Annotated in this window: 18 protein-coding genes; 5 read left to right on the forward strand and 13 right to left on the reverse strand. The window is 54.1% G+C overall.

Features of this window, described 5'->3' with window-relative positions; genetic code table 11:
* Window positions 1–105: 105 nt before the first annotated feature.
* Together cysG and ACS603_RS18690 are read left to right on the forward strand one after the other, a co-directional pair.
* Window positions 106–1,479 (forward strand): siroheme synthase CysG, encoded by a 1,374-nt coding sequence (gene cysG, locus ACS603_RS18685; RefSeq protein WP_474944699.1) that lies wholly within the window; start codon window positions 106–108, stop codon window positions 1,477–1,479.
* Window positions 1,480–1,621: 142 nt separating this feature from the next.
* Window positions 1,622–1,792 carry a DUF4223 family protein gene (locus ACS603_RS18690; RefSeq protein WP_182062793.1) on the forward strand — a complete coding sequence of 57 codons (171 nt, stop codon included), beginning with the start codon at window positions 1,622–1,624 and terminating at the stop codon, window positions 1,790–1,792.
* 108 nt (window positions 1,793–1,900) lie between these two features.
* Here ACS603_RS18690 and trpS read toward each other — a convergent pair whose 3' ends face one another.
* The 12 genes from trpS to ACS603_RS18750 form a co-directional block, all read right to left on the reverse strand.
* On the reverse strand, window positions 1,901–2,905 hold the full coding sequence (trpS, locus tag ACS603_RS18695; protein ID WP_182062794.1) for a tryptophan--tRNA ligase: 1,005 nt from the start codon (window positions 2,903–2,905) through the stop codon (window positions 1,901–1,903).
* Complete coding sequence (gene gph / locus ACS603_RS18700; protein WP_182062795.1) at window positions 2,898–3,659, reverse strand: phosphoglycolate phosphatase; 762 nt, start codon at window positions 3,657–3,659, stop codon at window positions 2,898–2,900. Before gph ends, trpS begins: the two co-directional genes overlap by 8 nt.
* Complete coding sequence (gene rpe / locus ACS603_RS18705) at window positions 3,652–4,329, reverse strand: ribulose-phosphate 3-epimerase (protein ID WP_014072099.1); 678 nt, start codon at window positions 4,327–4,329, stop codon at window positions 3,652–3,654. Before rpe ends, gph begins: the two co-directional genes overlap by 8 nt.
* A 41-nt stretch (window positions 4,330–4,370) precedes the next feature.
* Window positions 4,371–5,183 carry an adenine-specific DNA-methyltransferase gene (gene dam / locus ACS603_RS18710; RefSeq protein ID WP_474944700.1) on the reverse strand — a complete coding sequence of 271 codons (813 nt, stop codon included), beginning with the start codon at window positions 5,181–5,183 and terminating at the stop codon, window positions 4,371–4,373.
* A 67-nt stretch (window positions 5,184–5,250) separates the two neighbouring features.
* Window positions 5,251–6,552, reverse strand: a complete 1,302-nt coding sequence (gene damX, locus ACS603_RS18715; RefSeq protein WP_474944701.1) for a cell division protein DamX — start codon at window positions 6,550–6,552, stop codon at window positions 5,251–5,253.
* A gap of 92 nt (window positions 6,553–6,644) precedes the next feature.
* Window positions 6,645–7,733, reverse strand: a complete 1,089-nt coding sequence (aroB, locus tag ACS603_RS18720; RefSeq protein WP_014072102.1) for a 3-dehydroquinate synthase — start codon at window positions 7,731–7,733, stop codon at window positions 6,645–6,647.
* Window positions 7,734–7,790: 57 nt separating this feature from the next.
* Window positions 7,791–8,312, reverse strand: a complete 522-nt coding sequence (gene aroK, locus ACS603_RS18725; RefSeq protein ID WP_010436374.1) for a shikimate kinase AroK — start codon at window positions 8,310–8,312, stop codon at window positions 7,791–7,793.
* Between the two features lie 276 nt (window positions 8,313–8,588).
* On the reverse strand, window positions 8,589–9,827 hold the full coding sequence (gene hofQ, locus ACS603_RS18730) for a DNA uptake porin HofQ (RefSeq protein ID WP_182062797.1): 1,239 nt from the start codon (window positions 9,825–9,827) through the stop codon (window positions 8,589–8,591).
* Window positions 9,739–10,143: a HofP DNA utilization family protein gene (locus ACS603_RS18735; RefSeq protein WP_182062798.1), complete on the reverse strand. Its 405-nt coding sequence runs from the start codon at window positions 10,141–10,143 to the stop codon at window positions 9,739–9,741. The genes hofQ and ACS603_RS18735 overlap by 89 nt, the downstream gene beginning before the upstream one ends.
* Window positions 10,133–10,519, reverse strand: coding sequence for a HofO family protein (locus ACS603_RS18740; RefSeq protein WP_474944702.1), 387 nt, complete (start codon window positions 10,517–10,519; stop codon window positions 10,133–10,135). The genes ACS603_RS18735 and ACS603_RS18740 overlap by 11 nt, the downstream gene beginning before the upstream one ends.
* Window positions 10,520–10,597: 78 nt before the next feature.
* Window positions 10,598–11,095, reverse strand: coding sequence for a PilN domain-containing protein (locus ACS603_RS18745; protein ID WP_474944703.1), 498 nt, complete (start codon window positions 11,093–11,095; stop codon window positions 10,598–10,600).
* Window positions 11,092–11,871, reverse strand: a complete 780-nt coding sequence (locus ACS603_RS18750) for a type IV pilus biogenesis protein PilM (RefSeq protein WP_474944704.1) — start codon at window positions 11,869–11,871, stop codon at window positions 11,092–11,094. The genes ACS603_RS18745 and ACS603_RS18750 overlap by 4 nt, the downstream gene beginning before the upstream one ends.
* A gap of 120 nt (window positions 11,872–11,991) precedes the next feature.
* On the opposite strand from ACS603_RS18750, the gene mrcA reads away from it, so the two are divergent.
* On the forward strand, window positions 11,992–14,544 hold the full coding sequence (mrcA, locus tag ACS603_RS18755; protein ID WP_474944705.1) for a peptidoglycan glycosyltransferase/peptidoglycan DD-transpeptidase MrcA: 2,553 nt from the start codon (window positions 11,992–11,994) through the stop codon (window positions 14,542–14,544).
* 95 nt (window positions 14,545–14,639) lie between these two features.
* Here the strand turns inward: mrcA and nudE are convergent, their stop codons facing one another.
* Window positions 14,640–15,200, reverse strand: coding sequence for an ADP compounds hydrolase NudE (nudE, locus tag ACS603_RS18760; RefSeq protein WP_315687095.1), 561 nt, complete (start codon window positions 15,198–15,200; stop codon window positions 14,640–14,642).
* Between the two features lie 325 nt (window positions 15,201–15,525).
* Between nudE and ACS603_RS18765 the strand changes: the two genes are divergently transcribed.
* Window positions 15,526–17,664 carry an intracellular growth attenuator family protein gene (locus ACS603_RS18765; protein WP_315687097.1) on the forward strand — a complete coding sequence of 713 codons (2,139 nt, stop codon included), beginning with the start codon at window positions 15,526–15,528 and terminating at the stop codon, window positions 17,662–17,664.
* A 65-nt stretch (window positions 17,665–17,729) separates the two neighbouring features.
* A complete protein-coding gene (gene yrfG, locus ACS603_RS18770; protein WP_474944706.1) occupies window positions 17,730–18,407 on the forward strand; it encodes a GMP/IMP nucleotidase in 678 nt (225 codons plus the stop codon).
* Window position 18,408: the final 1 nt, after the last annotated feature.

The following is an 18,408-nucleotide window of genomic DNA, read 5'->3' on the forward strand; positions in this document are numbered from 1 at the left end:
GACCCCTTATGGGTAACGGCAGGAAAAACCGTATGTTCTGTACGAATCCTGCTGTTATCCTGACAGCAACTCTTATCCCCTCCTTGAATGCTGTGAGGTATTGTCGTGGATCACCTGCCGATTTTTTGTCAATTACGCCACCGCGACTGCCTGCTTGTGGGCGGCGGCGACGTGGCTGAGCGCAAAGCTCGCCTGCTGCTAGAGGCTGGCGCCCGACTGACCGTCAACGCCATTAACTTCGCCCCACAGTTTGACGTCTGGGCGCAGGAAGGGATGCTTACGCTGGAACAGGGGGAGTTTAACGAATCTCTGCTGGATACCTGCTGGCTGACCATTGCCGCAACGGATGACGATGAAGTGAACCAGCGCGTAAGCGATGCCTGCGAAACACGTCGTATCTTCTGTAACGTGGTGGATGCGCCGAAAGAAGCCAGCTTTATCATGCCGTCGATTATCGACCGTTCGCCGTTGATAATCGCGGTGTCGTCGGGCGGCCGCTCGCCCGTTCTGGCGCGCCTGCTGCGGGAAAAGCTGGAAGCCATATTGCCACAACACCTCGGTCAGATTGCCCACTACGCAGGGCAACTGCGTTCACGCGTGAAGCAAACCTTCGCGACCGTTGGTGAGCGCCGTCGCTTCTGGGAAAAATTTTTTGTAAATGACAGGCTGGCGCAATCGCTGGCGAATCAGGATCAGAAAGCAGTTGAAGAGATAACCGGAAAGTTACTCAGCGAACCGCTGGATAATCGTGGTGAAGTGGTGCTGGTGGGCGCTGGGCCAGGTGATGCCGGATTGTTGACGCTTAAGGGTTTGCAGCAGATCCAGCAGGCAGACATCGTGGTTTACGACCGTCTGGTCTCCGATGACATTATGAACCTGGTGCGCCGCGATGCTGACCGCGTATTCGTGGGTAAACGCGCGGGTTACCACTGCGTTCCACAGGAAGAGATTAACCAGATCCTGCTACGTGAAGCGCAAAAAGGTAAACGCGTGGTGCGCCTGAAAGGCGGTGATCCGTTTATCTTTGGTCGCGGCGGCGAGGAGCTGGAAACCCTGTGTAATGCGGGCATTCCGTTCTCTGTCGTACCTGGGATCACGGCAGCTTCCGGCTGTTCGGCCTATTCCGGCATTCCGTTAACCCATCGCGACTATGCGCAAAGCGTGCGTCTGGTGACGGGCCACCTGAAAACCGGCAGTGAACTGGACTGGTACAACCTGGCCGCCGAAAAACAGACGCTGGTGTTTTATATGGGGCTGAACCAGGCCGCAACCATTCAGGCGAAACTGCTGGAGCACGGAATGCAAGAAGATATGCCTGTTGCCCTGGTAGAGAATGGTACATCGATTACTCAGCGCGTGGTGAACGGCGTATTAACGCAGTTAGGTGAACTGGCGCAGCAGGTAGAAAGCCCGGCGCTGATTGTGGTAGGTCGCGTGGTTGAACTGCGCGAAAAACTGAACTGGTTCTCTAACCACTAACGCATAACATCCCTTCTTCGGGTAGTCCTTAACCGGACTACTCGCTTCTTGTCGCCGCCGCTAACATACCGCCCCGAAGTGGAACTTTTCCATTTATTCCCTCGTGTTACATCAAAAATTCGTTTTTAGACAAGGAATGCGTATGTTCAAACTGGCAAAGGCAGCCGCTCTGGTCGCCGTGTTATCGACTCTTACAGCCTGTACGGGTCACGTTGAAAACACCAAAAATAACTGTAGCTATGATTACCTGCTACACCCGGCGATCTCCATTTCGAAGATCATCGGTGGTTGCGGTCCGGCGGCACAGCAGTAAGCGTTTTTCAGGCATAAAAAAACCGGGATTTCCCGGTTTTTTTATTTGGAAGGACGCGGTCTGATGCCCTCACCCTGACCCTCTCCCACAGGGAGAGGGAAAAGTGCATCATGGCTTCGCGACAAACCCAATCGCTTCGTATACCGCTTTCAGGGTTTCGGACGCGCGAGCACTGGCTTTTTCCGCGCCATCTTTCATCACTTTTTGCAGGAAAGCTTCGTCGTTGCGGTAGCGGTTATAACGCTCCTGCAACTCGGTCAGCATCCCGGATACTGCGTCCGCCACTTCGCCTTTCAGGTGGCCATACATCTTGCCTTCGAAGTGCTGCTCCAGCTCAGGGATCGTACGACCCGTCACGCCAGAGAGAATATCCAGCAGGTTAGAAACACCCGCTTTGTTCTGCACGTCGTAACGTACTACAGGCGGCTCTTCGGAGTCGGTCACTGCACGTTTAAGCTTTTTAACCACCGATTTCGGGTCTTCCAGCAGGCCGATAACGTTGTTGCGGTTATCGTCAGACTTGGACATCTTCTTGGTTGGCTCCAGCAGCGACATCACGCGCGCACCGGATTTCGGAATAAACGGCTCAGGCACTTTGAAAACATCACCATAAATGGCGTTGAAACGCTGGGCGATATCGCGGCTCAGCTCCAGGTGCTGCTTCTGGTCTTCACCAACGGGAACCTGGTTGGTCTGGTACAGCAGAATGTCTGCCGCCATCAGTACCGGGTAATCAAACAGACCTGCGTTGATGTTTTCAGAATAGCGAGCGGATTTGTCCTTGAACTGGGTCATACGGCTCAGCTCACCGAAATAGGTGTAGCAGTTCAGCGCCCAGCCCAGCTGCGCGTGCTCTGGCACGTGAGACTGAACGAAGATGGTGCTTTTCTCTGGATCAATACCACATGCCAGATAGAGTGCCAGCGTATCGAGAGTGGCTTTACGCAGCTTCTCAGGATCCTGACGCGCGGTAATGGCATGAAGATCCACGATGCAATAGATGCAATGGTAGTCATCTTGCATGTTGACCCACTGACGCAGCGCACCCATGTAGTTACCAATGGTCAATTCACCTGACGGCTGTGCGCCACTAAAAACGATGGGCTTAGTCATTTTTCAATTCCTGATTTTCACTGTGCGAGAGCCCGAGTGCGGGCAATATATCTTTGAAGTGATCGAACACCACGTCCGGCTCACTTAGCGTGATGGCTTCACCGTAGTTGTAGCCATAGGTTAATCCCACGGAAGGACAGCCTGCCGCTCTGGCAGCCAGAATATCATTGCGTGAATCACCGACAAAGAGCAGCTGCTCAGGCGTTAAGGATAATTTTCCTGCCACCAGTAATAGCGGTTCAGGATGTGGCTTTTTGTTCTGCACATCATCGCCACCCACAATCACGGAAAAATATTTCGCGATATCCAGCGCTTCCAGCAGCGGTGCAACGAATGGCGTGGGTTTGTTTGTCACCAGGCCCAGCGGAATGCCTTGCGCGTGGAGGGTACTCAGCGTTTCAGCCACATCCGGGAACAGGAAGCTCCCTTCCTCGACTGTTTCTTCATAGAAACGGTCGAACAGTTTACGCAGAATACGCTGCTGCTCTTCCTGAGGAATATCCGCATGATCAACACCGGGTTTCCCCTGTGCGGCACGCAGTACGGCACGCTCCTGGCGCGCCCAGGTCAGGGCGCGTTCCATCAGCACATCGGCTCCGTTACCAATCCACGTCACCACGCGCTCTTCACCCGCAACGGGCAATTCAAGCGCGTACAGCGCCTGATCGACTGCGCTACTTAAGCCCGGCGCGCTGTCTACCAGCGTGCCGTCGAGGTCAAATGCTACACCCCGGGTTGCCTGCAATTTATCCATGACTTACCTTTGCCAGTTCACGGCGCATTTCATCAATGACTTTCTTGTAATCCGGTTGGTCGAAGATAGCTGAGCCCGCGACGAACATATCTGCACCCGCAGCCGCAATCTCACCAATGTTATTCACCTTAACACCACCATCCACTTCCAGACGAATGTCATAGCCTGACTCATCAATACGGCGGCGTACTTCACGCAGTTTATCCAGCGTATGAGGAATGAACGACTGACCACCAAAGCCCGGGTTGACGGACATCAGTAAGATCACGTCCAGTTTATCCATAACGTAATCGAGATAAGTCAGTGGTGTCGCCGGGTTAAAGACCAGGCCTGCTTTACAGCCGTTCTCTTTGATCAGTTGCAGCGTGCGGTCGACGTGCTCGGAAGCTTCAGGGTGGAAAGTGATGATGCTGGCACCCGCAGCGGCAAAATCGGGAACAAGGCGATCGACCGGTTTAACCATCAGATGCACGTCAATCGGCGCGGTAATACCATAATTACGCAGCGCTTTCAGGACCATCGGGCCGATGGTCAGATTGGGAACATAGTGGTTATCCATAACGTCGAAATGGACGACATCCGCACCCGCAGCAAGCGCTTTGGCGGTGTCCTCACCCAGGCGGGCAAAATCGGCCGACAGAATTGAGGGGGCAATCAAAAACTGTTTCATCCGCATCTCCTTGAAATGTGTTTACCGGCAGGCAAAACGGCTCAGGGTCGATAAAGAGCCAGCAGTTCGTCCACCTTTTTACGTGTACCGCCGTTGCTGCTAATACTGCGTCGTACCTTAACCTGGAATTGCTTCGCGGCTTTGTACCATTCGCGTGTATCCGGCGTATCGTGATTCGAAATTAACACTGGAATTCTTTTACTGACCAGCTTTTCTGCCATCTCCGCCAGACGCGCCTGCTCAGCCGGGCTGAAGCTGTTGGTGTGATAAGCAGTGAAGTTCGCCGTCGCAGAAAGTGGCGCATAAGGTGGGTCACAATAGACCACCGAATTCGCCTCAGCCTGCTCCATGCACTCTTCATACGAGAGGCAATAAAACTCTGCGTTCTGCGCTTTTTCAGCAAAGTGGTACAGCTCAGCCTGTGGGAAATAAGGGCGCTTATAGCGGCCAAACGGCACGTTAAATTCACCACGCAGGTTATACCGGCACAGGCCATTGTAGCCATGACGGTTGAGGTACAGGAACAACAACGCGCGGCGGAACGGATCCTGGCTTTGATTAAACTCTGCGCGAAGTTGATAGTAAATGTCTGGATTGTTGTGCTCTGGGGTAAACAGCTTACGTGCCTCGCCCACGTACTCATCGGTACGCAGTTTGACGATGGTGTAGAGGCTGATGAGGTCGCTGTTAATATCCGCCAGAATATAACGCGAAAAATCGGTATTCAGGAATACCGATCCAGCACCCACGAAGGGCTCGATAAGGCACTCGCCTTTCGGCAGGTGTTTTTTAATATCGTCGAGCAGGGGGTATTTCCCCCCTGCCCATTTCAGAAAAGCGCGATTTTTTTTCATGCTGACTAACTGATTACACCTTCTCCGGCTGTGGAGAAAGCTCCGACAGCATCCTGCGCTTTATACATTACTTAAGATCGGCCTGGACCTGATGAATCGGCTTCGCCCACGGGTTTTTCGCCTGAACATCAGCTGGCAATGAGGCTACCGCGCGTTTTGCTTCGTCTTTAGACGAATAAACACCGCTCACCAACACGTACCACGGTTGCCCGTTGCGGGTCGTCTGATAAACCACGTAGTTTTTCAGATTCGACTTCTTCGCCCAACCGTTGAGGTTGTCATAGCTAGACGAACTGCTCAGTTGCAGCGTGTAGTTGTTGGACGGTGCTGACTTCAGGGAACCAACGTTACCTGTGGTTTTGCCTGTCGCTGCACTGGACGCTGTCGCTGCCGCACTCGCCGCTGGTGCCGGAGTCGCCGCTGGCGCGGTTGTGGTAGCCGTTGCTTTAGGTGTTGCCGTTACTGGTGCTTTTACAGGCTCGCTAACAGCGACTGTTTCAGTACGTTTTGGCGGCGTTTCAACTTTTGATTCTGGCGCTTTTACAATGGCCTGCGGTTTAACTTCACGCTTCGGCTCAATGACAACCTGCTTACGTTCCTGATGCGTTGCCGTTTGCGTCTGACGCGGCTTAGTTTCCGTTACAGCGGTTTGCGGCTGTGCGTTACCACCACGAATCGGAGCCACAGTGGCAGGTTCAGTTGGCAGCGTAGAGTTCGCCACTACGTTGTTTACCTGTTCCTGATTCTGAGGCTGTGTCAGTGCGTTGTTCAGATCGCCCTGAACTTCTACACGCTGCTGGCCTTCTGGCGTAGCAGGTGCCTGACCCTGAGTCGGGGTAGAAGAGACTGGCGGCAGAGAAACATCCTGCGGGGTCGTTGTGTTTGCGGCGGTCTGCTCTGTAGAGGTTGCGCCCGGCGCTGGTTGCGCGCCATTCGCCTGATTGGACGCATCATTATCAGACAGGTTGATGCTCTTCTCAGTCGAAGCGGTCTGTGAATTTGAGTCAGTTGATGGTGCTTTTAGCGCGGAACCGATGCCAACAATCAGCAGCAACAGAACCAGGACGCCCAGGCCCATCATGATGTACTGGCGGGAAGCCGGTTTGCTTGCCGCAGCTTTTTTACGTTTACGCGGGCGACGCTCTACCGGCTCTTCGTCCATTGAATCTTCTTCAGGCTCATAATCCTCTTCTTCTCGCTCATCACGCGCGTTACGGCTGCGTGAAGGGCGACGATCGTCTGCATCCAGATCAACCTCGTCAAAGTTGATCTGCGGCTCGTTATCACGTTCTGAAGATTGACGAGAACGACCAGTACGACGATCGCTGGGATCGGGTTTCAGCTCGTCTTCTGGTTTGAATTCATCCATTTAACACCCCACTCAAAGGCTTATGCCAACGACTTTGCATTTCACCTGAAGCTAAACGACCACTTTTGACAGTGGCCTGACCTTTCTAATTGTTACGCTTGCTGACAATCAGCGATAGCGCCAAGAACAACATCATGCGGCACTCCGCCGCGCACTTCACTCTTCCCTATTGCAAGTGGGAGTACCAGACGCATCTCACCTGCCAATACTTTTTTATCGCGCATCATGTGGGGTAAATACGCTTGTGCAGACATTTCCTGCGGCCCAGTCACCGGCAAGCCAGCGCGCTCAAGCAGCGTAATAATGCGCTGAGTCTCTTCCGGTTTGAACTGACCGAGACGTTCAGAGGTGCGGGCAGCCATCACCATACCGGCTGCAACCGCTTCGCCGTGAAGCCAGTTGCCATAACCCATTTCGGCTTCAATAGCGTGACCAAACGTATGCCCCAGATTCAGTAAAGCACGTAAGCCGGTTTCACGCTCGTCTGCGGCTACAACTTCCGCTTTCAGCTCACAACAACGACGGATGCAGTAGGCCAGAGCAGCCCCATCCAGACGCAGCAGGGCATCCATATTCTCTTCAAGCCAGGTGAAAAACTCGCCGTCAAGAATGATGCCGTATTTGATCACTTCAGCAAGACCAGAGGCCAGCTCGCGTTTTGGCAACGTTGACAGGCAATCGAGATCCACCACGACCGATGCCGGCTGATAGAACGCGCCGATCATGTTTTTACCGAGTGGATGGTTGACTGCCGTTTTGCCGCCAACAGAAGAGTCGACCTGTGACAACAATGTGGTTGGGATCTGAATAAAGCGTACGCCGCGTTGATAACTTGCGGCGGCAAAACCCGTCAGATCGCCAACAACACCGCCGCCAAGAGCAAGCAGTGTCGTATCGCGACCATGGGGTTTTTGCAGTAATGCGGTAAAGACGGTATCCAGTACCGTCAGGCTCTTATACTGCTCGCCATCGGGCAGAATCACACTGTCGACCTTCACGCCCGCTTGTTCAAGCAGATGGCGTACACGGTCGAGATAAAGCGGAGCCAGAGTCTCATTGGTGACCAGCATCGCCTGATCACCCGCTTTCAGTGGTAAGAAGGAAGCTGGGTCGTTAAACAAACCAGCCGCGATGGTGATAGGGTAACTACGTTCCCCGAGAGTAACTGTAATCCTCTCCATGACGCGACATCCACCTTAAATGCTTTTACCCGCAGGCGAGTGTATATAAAGCCAGAATCAGTTGCTTTCCAGCATATGAATAATCTGGTTTGCAACCACTTTAGCGCTCTGATCGTCAGTACGAATGGTCACATCAGCAATCTCTTCGTACAGAGGATTGCGTTCACCGGCCAGGGCTTCCAGAACTTCGCGTGGCGGCGTTTCAACTTGCAGCAACGGGCGCTTTTTATCACGCTGCGTACGTGCCAGCTGTTTTTCAATGGTCGTCTCAAGATAGACCACAACGCCACGGGCGGAGAGACGGTTGCGGGTTTCGCGAGATTTCACAGAACCGCCGCCTGTCGCCAGAACGATGCCCTGTTTTTCCGTGAGTTCGTTGATCACTTTTTCTTCTCGGTCACGGAAACCTTCTTCGCCTTCTACGTCGAAGACCCAGCCCACATCAGCTCCGGTTCGTTTCTCAATCTCTTGATCAGAATCGTAAAATTCCATATTGAGTTGTTGAGCTAACTGACGCCCAATAGTGCTTTTGCCGGCACCCATAGGCCCAACCAGAAAGATATTGCGTTTCTCTGCCATTTTTTCGGTACTACTAAGACTATTCGTTAATGGTAATCCCCGCTTCGCAGACACCTCGCGTAGCAGGACATGAACTGAAACCTCATATGCAATAGAGCGAGAGTCAGACTAAAAATTATCTCAATACTACGGCTTGTTTGGCAACTGATTAAATCACCGCACCAGACGCATAAGACAAGTCCAACTCAAATCGGTACTCCTTGTATGCTAATTCATGCCCCACGTCAAACATCTGCAACAAACTGAATGCAAAATCATTGCGGGGATCGTTTCCCATTAGTGGATACCTACCAGGCGTGGCGTAATAAACACCACTAACTCACGTCGTTCATTGTCCTTACCATCATGGCGAAAAAACTGCCCAAACCAGGGGATTCTTCCAAGACCGGGCACACTATCACTCCCTGTTTTATTCTTTTGCGAGAAAATACCGCCCAGCGTCAGCGTTTCCCCACTTTTGACCTCAACCTGAGTTTCAATCTCCTGCTTATCGATAGCGAGTGTTTCGCCATTTTCCTGCTGCAACACCTGCCCCGGCATGTTTTCACTGATGTGCAATTTCAACCGCACCCGCCCGCCGGGTAACACGACGGGGGTCACCTCCATGCCTAATACGGCCTCTTTGAACTCTACGGAAGTGGCTCCGCTTTCTCCGCTGGACACCTGATAAGGTATTTCACTGCCCTGCTTAATGCTGGCCGGCTGCATATGCGATGCAAGCAATCGTGGGCTGGCGATAATCTCGACCTGTTGCTTTTGCTCCAGCGCCGACAGCTCAAGATCCAGCAACCTGCCGTTGATCCGCCCAATGTTAAAACCCACATGCGTTGTTGCCTGGGACACGGAAAGATCGGCACTCAACGTGGTCGCTTGCCCGACGCTTCCAGCCCCCGTGGATTCAGCAAGATTCCATTTCACCCCTAACTCACGCAGACTTTTTTCTGTGATTGTCACAATGTGTGCAGCCAACTCTACCTGTTCGACGGGCATATCCATCTGTTCAGCCCAGAGCTGTAGCGAATCCAGCACGGCCTGGTTGTCACGCGCCAGCAGGCGGTTGGTGCGTTTATCCACCGACAAACTGCCCTTTGGGCTGAGAAGTTTTTCAGCCGCCTTTTGCAACTCCCCGGCATCCGCATATGAAAGTGAAATACTGCGCGATAGCAGCGGGGCATCAAGCTGCCGCTTGATCTGTTCCTGCTCTTTAAGCGTCTGTTGTTCACGTTGCCAGGCTGCGGTGTGAACGTAAAAAATCCCACGTTCTTCCCGTAAGACAAGTCCGGCACTGGCGACAACGGTGTTAAGCGCTTGCCGCCAGGGAATACGCGTCAGATTCAGCGACAACGTACCGCTCACATCGGGTGACACCACAAGATTACGATCCTCCTGTGCGGCCAGTGCCTGTAGCACCTGCACCACAGGAACATCATCGACGACCAGAGTGACCGGCTTTGGGGTGCCCGCCCACACCGGATGGCTGAGTATCATCAGCAAGAGCATTATCCTGATTTTCATTTTTTCCCGTTCCTTCTCGTTGCCACTGCCATTGCTTTGGCTCGCACGCATCGCCCAGGGCAATGACCAGTTCCTTTTCATCCATAGCGATCACCCGCCATCCCACCGACAAACGATCATCTTCCCTGACGCGATGCCAGCGTTTTTGCCCATCCTGCAAAATACCAATGCTGCTGATACCGCTGACGATCCCCTGATATCGCCACAGCGCTAACTGCCCCACCGCACAGCGGTCTTCTGGTGGATGAAAGGGATCGCGCATCCCGGTTAACAACAGCAAGGAACACAGGAGCAGAAAACGCACGTTACTCTGCATGAAGTCGCTCCAGTTGGATGCTCAGACGAAGCTGTGACCCCTGTGGACTCATGTCGAAAGCCTCCACATTGACATCCCGCTGCGCCAGCCGGGTAAACACGTCAGGGATCTGCGCCCAGTCAGCATCGAGCGTCAACTCGCCTCCATTCCGCGAGGGCTTCCAGTGGACGAGCTTCGTGCCACCATGTTGAAAATCCAGGGGTGAAAAGCCCAGCCGTATTTGCGCGTTACCCTGTTCTGCCGCAGGTGAATAGCGCATGGCCATTGTCCAGAGGGTTGCGCGGGTTCGCAGGGTATCGGCAAGCTGAACATTCAGTGCCACCTGCCGGGAATGCAGCGGCTTCACCACCGCTCCCCAGGCGACAAGCGTTAACATTGCGACTCCTGAACACCCCAGGAGCACCCGTATCCGCAAAGGGTACGCACACCAGCGTTCATAAAAGTTGTGCACGGGCTATCCCTGACTTACCAGCCTGAAAGTAAACATCCACCGCCCCTGGTTATCCTGTTGTAACTCGCCAGCGGCCCCCGGACTCATCCCCTTCACCCTTGTGAGCGCGTCAGCCATCGCGGTGAGCGCCGAAAGCGATGCGGCATAGCCTGTCAGCGTCAGAGAAGGCGGCTGATAACGTAGCTGCGTTAGCCATGCCTGAGACGGGATCTCCTGTGCCAGTGACAGCAGCACTGGTTGCCACGGCTGATTCGCGGAAGGTTGCACAGCCGCCTGCGGAATCTGTAAGACCAGCTTCTGCCGCGCTTCGAGCGCGTGCTGCACAGCCGACAGACCTGCTATGTCCTGCTGTAGCGCGCGGATGCCGATAAAGTGATGCGCCCGCAGGCAGAGCGTGACGGTCAACACCATCAGCAACCAGCCCACCAACAGCAAGCCCCAGAGCCGAATGCATCGCGTCTGCCGTTGTTGCCTCCAGGGCAGCAGATTCACCCTGCTCATACGGGCATCTCGTTCATGGCCAGCGCCAGCGCCACTGTAAATTCAGCCCCACATTCAGGCAGTGGAGGCTGGCAACGTGATACGGCGTCCCACGGGTCACGAGCCTGGGCATCAAACAGGGCAATATCGTCGGGGGAAAGCGCCAGCAATGCGGCCAGTTCAGTCACATTTGCTGCCTCGTGGCATAAACGGCGTCCCCACTGGTGGCGCATAGCCCACAGCCACTGATGTTCTTCGCGCCAGGCAACACACTGAGCGGGTGCGGCCAAAGGAAGCAGGCTGACCAGCGCCCCGGCATCAGGCGTTACGGTTGCCACTCGCAGGCGCAGGGTTGTCGCCAGTGACAGAAGGGTTGCGACCTCTTTGTTTTGCGCCGCAGTCACATGGAAAGTGCTGCTGAAGGTATCTTGCGCATAATCAAAGCATAACGAATCAGGCGGCATTTCAAGTTCGCGCGCCAGCGCAGAGCTCACCCAGGTAGCCTGTTCACTGTCACGCAGTGCAATAGTCGGCCGAGGAAGTGTCTTTTGCAGGGTCCGGGCCGCAGGGAAAGCAAGATAGATCCGATGATAAAACGGTAGCATTCTCCGCCAGCCACGTAGTGACGCAACCAGTTGTTCTGGCTTAATAATTTTCCCGTCGCGAATAATATCGTCCGCCAGCGGGATGGCCCACCAACGGCGCAAGCTCCAGGCTGATTTCTCCTTCGCCAGCGCAACAATCCGTACCTTATCTTGTTGAATATGAACGCCCGTATGCCATGTTTTGAAAGCCATATTTCACGATCTCCTTATCGACCATCAGGTTGACGGCTATATCAATGCATCAGGCTTGCCTTTATACTACCGCGCGATTGTTTATAAACTGCCCAAGTGAAACCAAATGGGAAATCTCCGGTGAAGTTCGTAAAGTATTTATTGATCCTTGCAGTCTGTTGCATTCTGCTGGGAGCAGGCTCGATTTATGGTTTGTACAAGTACATTGAGCCGCAGCTACCTGATGTCGCCACGCTTCGCGATGTTCGACTCCAGATCCCTATGCAGGTCTATAGCGCCGATGGCGAGCTCATGGCGCAATACGGCGAAAAGCGTCGTATCCCGCTGACCTTAAAACAAGTCCCACCCGTTATGGTGAAAGCCTTTATTGCGACCGAGGACAGCCGTTTTTACGAGCACCACGGTGTCGATCCAGTGGGGATTTTCCGTGCTGCAAGCGTTGCGTTGTTCTCAGGCCATGCGTCTCAGGGGGCAAGTACCATTACGCAGCAGCTGGCGCGTAACTTCTTCCTCAGCCCTGAAAAGACGCTGATGCGTAAGATCAAAGAAGTGTTCCTCGCGATCCGCATTGAGCAGCTGCTGAGCAAAGATGAGATCCTTGAGCTTTACCTTAACAAGATCTATCTGGGCTACCGCGCCTACGGCGTGGGCGCTGCTGCACAGGTGTACTTCGGTAAACCGGTTGATCAGCTCACGCTGAGCGAAATGGCCACGATTGCCGGCCTGCCAAAAGCGCCGTCCACGTTCAACCCGCTCTACTCTCTTGATCGTGCCACTGCGCGACGTAACGTCGTGCTGTCGCGTATGCTGAGCGAAGGCTACATCAGCCAGAACGAGTATGATCAGGCGCGTAATGATGTGATCGACGCCAACTACCACGCACCGGAAATTGCGTTCTCTGCGCCATATCTCACGGAAATGGTTCGTCAGGATATGGTGAGCCGCTACGGTGAGAACGCTTATGAAGATGGCTATCGCGTTTACACTACAATCACCCGTAAAGTGCAGCAGGCGGCACAGGACGCAGTGCGCAATAACGTGATGGACTATGACATGCGTCACGGCTATCGCGGCCCGTCAAACGTGCTGTGGAAAGTGGGCGAAAGCGCATGGGACAGCAAAAAAATCACCCATTCGCTGAAAGCGCTGCCAACGTATGGTCCGTTACTGCCTGCCGTGGTAACTCAGGCCGATCCGCAGGAAGCCGTAGTAATGCTGGCAGATGGTACGTCGGTCTCCCTGCGCATGGACGGCGTTCGCTGGGCGCGCCCATACCGCTCTGACACTCTGCAAGGCGCAACGCCACGCAAAGTGACCGATGCCATTCAGACCGGGGAGCAAATCTGGGTTCGCAAGGTTGGCGATGCCTGGTGGCTGGCGCAGGTGCCAGACGTGAACTCCGCGCTGGTGTCCATCAACCCGCAAAACGGCGCAGTGATGGCGCTGGTCGGCGGATTCGATTTCAACCAGAGCAAATTTAACCGCGCCACGCAGGCGCTGCGTCAGGTGGGTTCTAACATCAAGCCATTCCTGTATACCGCAGCGATGGATAAAGGGCTGACGCTCGCCAGTATCCTCAACGACGTGCCAATTTCTCGCTGGGATGCAGGTGCGGGTTCTGACTGGCAGCCGAAGAACTCCCCGGCGGAATATGCAGGCCCGATTCGTCTTCGTCAGGGTCTGGGGCAGTCGAAAAACGTAGTGATGGTCCGTGCGATGCGTGCGATGGGCGTTGATTATGCAGCGGAATACCTGCAACGCTTTGGCTTCCCTGCGCAGAACATCGTGCATACCGAATCGCTGGCGTTGGGTTCTGCTTCCTTTACCCCGCTTCAGGTGGCTCGCGGCTATTCTGTCATGGCAAACGGTGGGTTCCTGGTCGATCCGTATTACATCAGTAAAATCGAGAACGATCAGGGCGGCGTGCTGTTCGAAGCAAGGCCGAAAATTGCTTGCGCCGAGTGCGATATTCCGGTGATTTACGGCGACACGCCTAAATCCAATGTGCTTGAGAACAAGGACATGGAAGACGTTGCGATTTCTCAGGAGCAGCAGAATTCCACCGTGCCACAGCCTCAGCTGGAGCAGGCGAATCAGGCGCTGGTCGCGCAAAGTGGCGCGCAAGAGTACGCCCCGCACGTGATCAACACGCCGCTGTCGTTCCTGATTAAGAGCGCGCTGAATACCAACATCTTTGGTGAACCAGGCTGGCAGGGTACAGGCTGGCGTGCCGGACGTGATTTGCAACGTCACGACATTGGCGGCAAAACAGGGACCACTAACAGCTCGAAAGACGCCTGGTTCTCTGGTTATGGCCCGGGCGTGGTGACATCGGTCTGGATCGGCTTTGACGATCACCGTCGTGATTTGGGTCGTACGGCGGCATCAGGCGCCATTAAAGATCAAATCTCCGGTTATGAAGGTGGCGCGAAGAGTGCGCAACCGGCATGGGATGCTTACATGAAATCCGTCCTGGATGGTGTGCCGGAACAACCGCTAAACCCGCCTCCTGGCGTGGTGACGGTGAATATCGACCGGGGCACCGGGCAGCTCGCCAATGGCGGTAGCAGCCGTGAAGAGTATTTCATCGAAGGCACACAGCCAACCACGCAGGCGGTGCATGAAGTGGGTACAGAAATGATTGATAACGGCGAAACGCACGAGTTGTTCTGACGCCAATAAAAAAAGCCGGGTGGCGGCTACGCCTTACCCGGCCTACATTTCCTTGCAAAACGGCAACCTGATGGTGGCCGTTTTTACTTGTTGCACTACAACCGCCCCTGCCCTTTCAGCCACTCACGCACCAGGAACAGCGCGCTCACGTTACGGGCCTCGTTAAAATCTGGGTCTTCCAGTAAATCCAGAAGATGCGCCAGCGGCCAACGCACCTGCGGCAGCGGCTCGGGTTCGTCCCCTTCCAGCGACTCGGGGTACAGTTCTTCTGCCACCACGATATTCATTTTGCTGGAGAAATAGGAGGGTGCCATGCTGAGCTTTTTCAGGAACGACAGTTCCTTCGCGCCAAAACCGACCTCTTCTTTCAGCTCGCGGTTTGCCGCTTCAAACACGGTTTCACCCGGGTCAATCAGCCCTTTAGAGAATCCAAGTTCGTAAGATTCTGTCCCCACTGCATATTCACGGATTAAAATCAGATGATCGTCGATGATGGGGATAATCATCACCGCTTCGCGCGCAGAGGGGCGCATACGTTCATAAACGCGACGCACACCGTTGCTGAACTCCAGGTCCACACTTTCGACATTAAACAGGCGCGATTTGGCGACAGTTTCAACATTCAGAATGGTGGGTTTTTGTAATGGTTTGCTCATCTTGATGGGTCTTTGCTGTGAGAACTGGGTTTATTGTGCGATACGCCGCACGGTTTCGGCAATGTCAATCGTTCTTTATTTACATTTGTGCAACCTAATGAGAATCAATCCTTATTTCAAAACAAAAGTCAAGAGGTTGAAATAATTCCAGGAATTTGCTGATATCGCCCCATGGCAGGCTTTGCTATCATCATCGATCACTGGGATGCGCTTCAAAATGCTCAAGTTCGACTCCATACTTGCCGATAGCCAGCCACAGACTCTCATTCATTGTTAAAGGTGCTACTGACTACACCTGTAAGAAGATAAGTAAGATGGGGAAAGCATGAGCACCATTTTGATTTTTATCGCTGCTATGCTGGCCGGCGCTTTGATTGCAGGGTGGGTATACAGGCGTCGCATACAGCGCCGATATCGGCTGCCATTTTTAACTGCATTTGCCGGTGCGAATACGCGTAAGCTCTCGCCGGAAGAACGCAGCGCTGCTGAAAGCTATCTTGAAACGCTTAACCGCTCGCAGCTGACACCTGGGCCGACGGGTGCCAGTGCAGCGCCTGTATCGCTCAAACTTAACGGACAGAGTGATACCGTTATCTGCGTAACACGTTCGATTACCCGCTACGGTATTACCACCGACGATCCCAACAAATGGCGTTACTATCTCGACTCCGTTGAAGTTCATCTGCCCCCCTTCTGGGAGCAATATATCAATGATGAAAACAGCGTTGAGCTTATCCATACCGACGCCTTACCGCTGGTCATCGCCCTTAACGGCCACACCCTGAGCGAATACGTTCAGGAAGTGCCTCGCTTTGCGCTGGAACGCGCCAGTTCAACCCAGGCCTCCATTCGCGGTGAAGAGACAGAACAAATTGAGCTGCTCAATATTCGTCAGGAGACGCATGAAGAATTTGCCCTGAACCGCCCGGATGGCATTCGGGAAGCAGTGCTCATCGTTGCCTCTTTCCTGCTGTTCTTCATCTGCCTGCTTACGCCAGATGTGTTTGCGCCCTGGCTGGCTGGCAGCGCGGTACTGCTGCTGGCTGCGGGTCTGTGGGGACTGTTTGCGCCTCCGGCCAAAACTACCTTACGAGAAATTCACTGCCTGCGCGGCACGCCAAAACGCTGGGGGTTGTTCGGTGAGAACGACCAGGAACACCTCAACAACATCTCGCTTGGCATTATCGACCTTATCTATCCGCGCCACTGGCAGCCGTGGATTGCCCAGGATTTAGGGCATAAAACCGACATCGATATCTATCTCGATCGCCATGTCGTGCGTCAGGGTCGGTATTTATCCCTGCATGACGAGGTGAAGAACTTCCCGCTCCAGCACTGGTTGCGGAGTACCGTTATCGCGGGTGGAGCTGCGGCGGTGCTTATGATGCTGATTTTCTTCGTGCCACTCGATATGCCCATCAAATTTACCCTGTCGTGGATTAAAGGGGCGCAAACCGTGGAGGCCACCAGCGTAAATCAGCTGGAAGAAGCCGGTGTGCGGGTGGGCGATACACTGCGACTGAAAGGAACCGGGATGTGTAATATTCATACCCCGGGCACCTGGAATACACGGCAAAACTCTCCGTTTACCCCGTTTGATTGCTCGCAAATCATCTGGAACGATGCCGCTCCGCTGCCTCTGCCGGAATCCGATGTGGTGGGCAAAGCGACGGCGCTCACCCAGACGGTAAGCCGTCAGTTGCATCCTAAAGCGGACGATGATTCACGCGTCAGCCCTGCGCTGCGCTCCGCCATTCAGAAATCCGGCATGGTATTGCTGGATGACTTTGGCGAAATCGTGATGAAAACACAGGATTTATGTTCCGCACCCGATGAGTGCGTACGCCTTAAGAATGCCCTCGTGAACCTCGGCAACAGTAAAGACTGGGAATCGCTGGTTAAACGTGCCGAAGCAGGTCGGCTGGACGGTGTTAACGTTCTGCTACGCCCGGTTAGCGCTGAATCGCTGGATAACCTGGTGGCAACCTCTACCGCGCCGTTCGTCATTCGTGAAACGTCCCGAGCCGCGCAGTCACTGAATAGCCCGGCCCCTGGGGGCTTCCTGATTGTCAGCGATGAAGGCAGCGACCTGGTCGATCAGCCGTACCCACAAATCACACTCTATGATTATCCAGCCCAGGAACAATGGGGTGAATTTCAACGTCTGGCACAGATGCTGATGCAGACGCCGTTCAGCGCCGAGGGGATTGTGACGGGTATCTTTACCGATGCCAACGGCACGCGCCATATAGACCTGCACCGGATGCCGGACAGCGCCGGTCTGTGGCGTTATATTGGAACATCCCTGCTGATGATAGCGATGCTGGTGTCTATTTTCTGGAACGGTTTTATGGCCGTACGCCGCTATCAGCGTTCGCGCACGCGTCTGGCTGAAATTCAGCAATACTACGAAAATTGCCTCAATCCCAAACTCATCCCTGCCCCTGAGAGCCTGATCGGATAACGTCACTGCGCGACAAGTTGTGCTACCCTGTCGCGCACGTAACTTCTGGCTGGAGAGTTCCCCTTATGCATCTTGATATCGCCTGGCAGGACGTTGATACCGTCCTGCTGGATATGGACGGCACGCTGCTCGATCTCGCCTTTGATAATTATTTCTGGCAAAAACTGGTGCCGGAAACTTATGGACAGCAGCAGGGCATCTCTCCGACGGAAGCACAGGAGTTCATTCGTTCGCAATATAGCGCCGTGCAGCATACGCTAAACTGGTACTGTCTGGACTACTGGAGCGAGCGCCTCGGTTTGGATATCTGTGCCATGACCACCGCCCAGGGCCCGCGTGCCGTGCTGCGTGAGGACACAGTACCCTTCCTGGATGCGCTAAAAGCAAGCGGCAAGCGCCGTATTTTGCTAACCAATGCGCACCCACATAATCTGGCCGTGAAGCTGGAGCATACCGGTCTTGCTTCACACCTTGATTTATTACTTTCCACCCACACATTTGGTTATCCGAAAGAGGATCAGCGGTTGTGGCACGCGGTTGCAGAAGAGACGGGTTTGCAGCCTGAAAGAACCCTGTTCATAGATGACAGTGAACCGATTCTGGATTCTGCCGCTACCTTCGGCATTCGCTATTGCCTGGGCGTGACCAATCCTGATTCTGGCTTGGCTGAAAAAAGCTATCTGCGACATCCGGGGCTGAACGACTATCGCCGGATGATCCCCTCACTGACCGTGAAGGAGTAGC

Source organism: Enterobacter sp. Li2LvB3 (genome assembly GCF_056156645.1).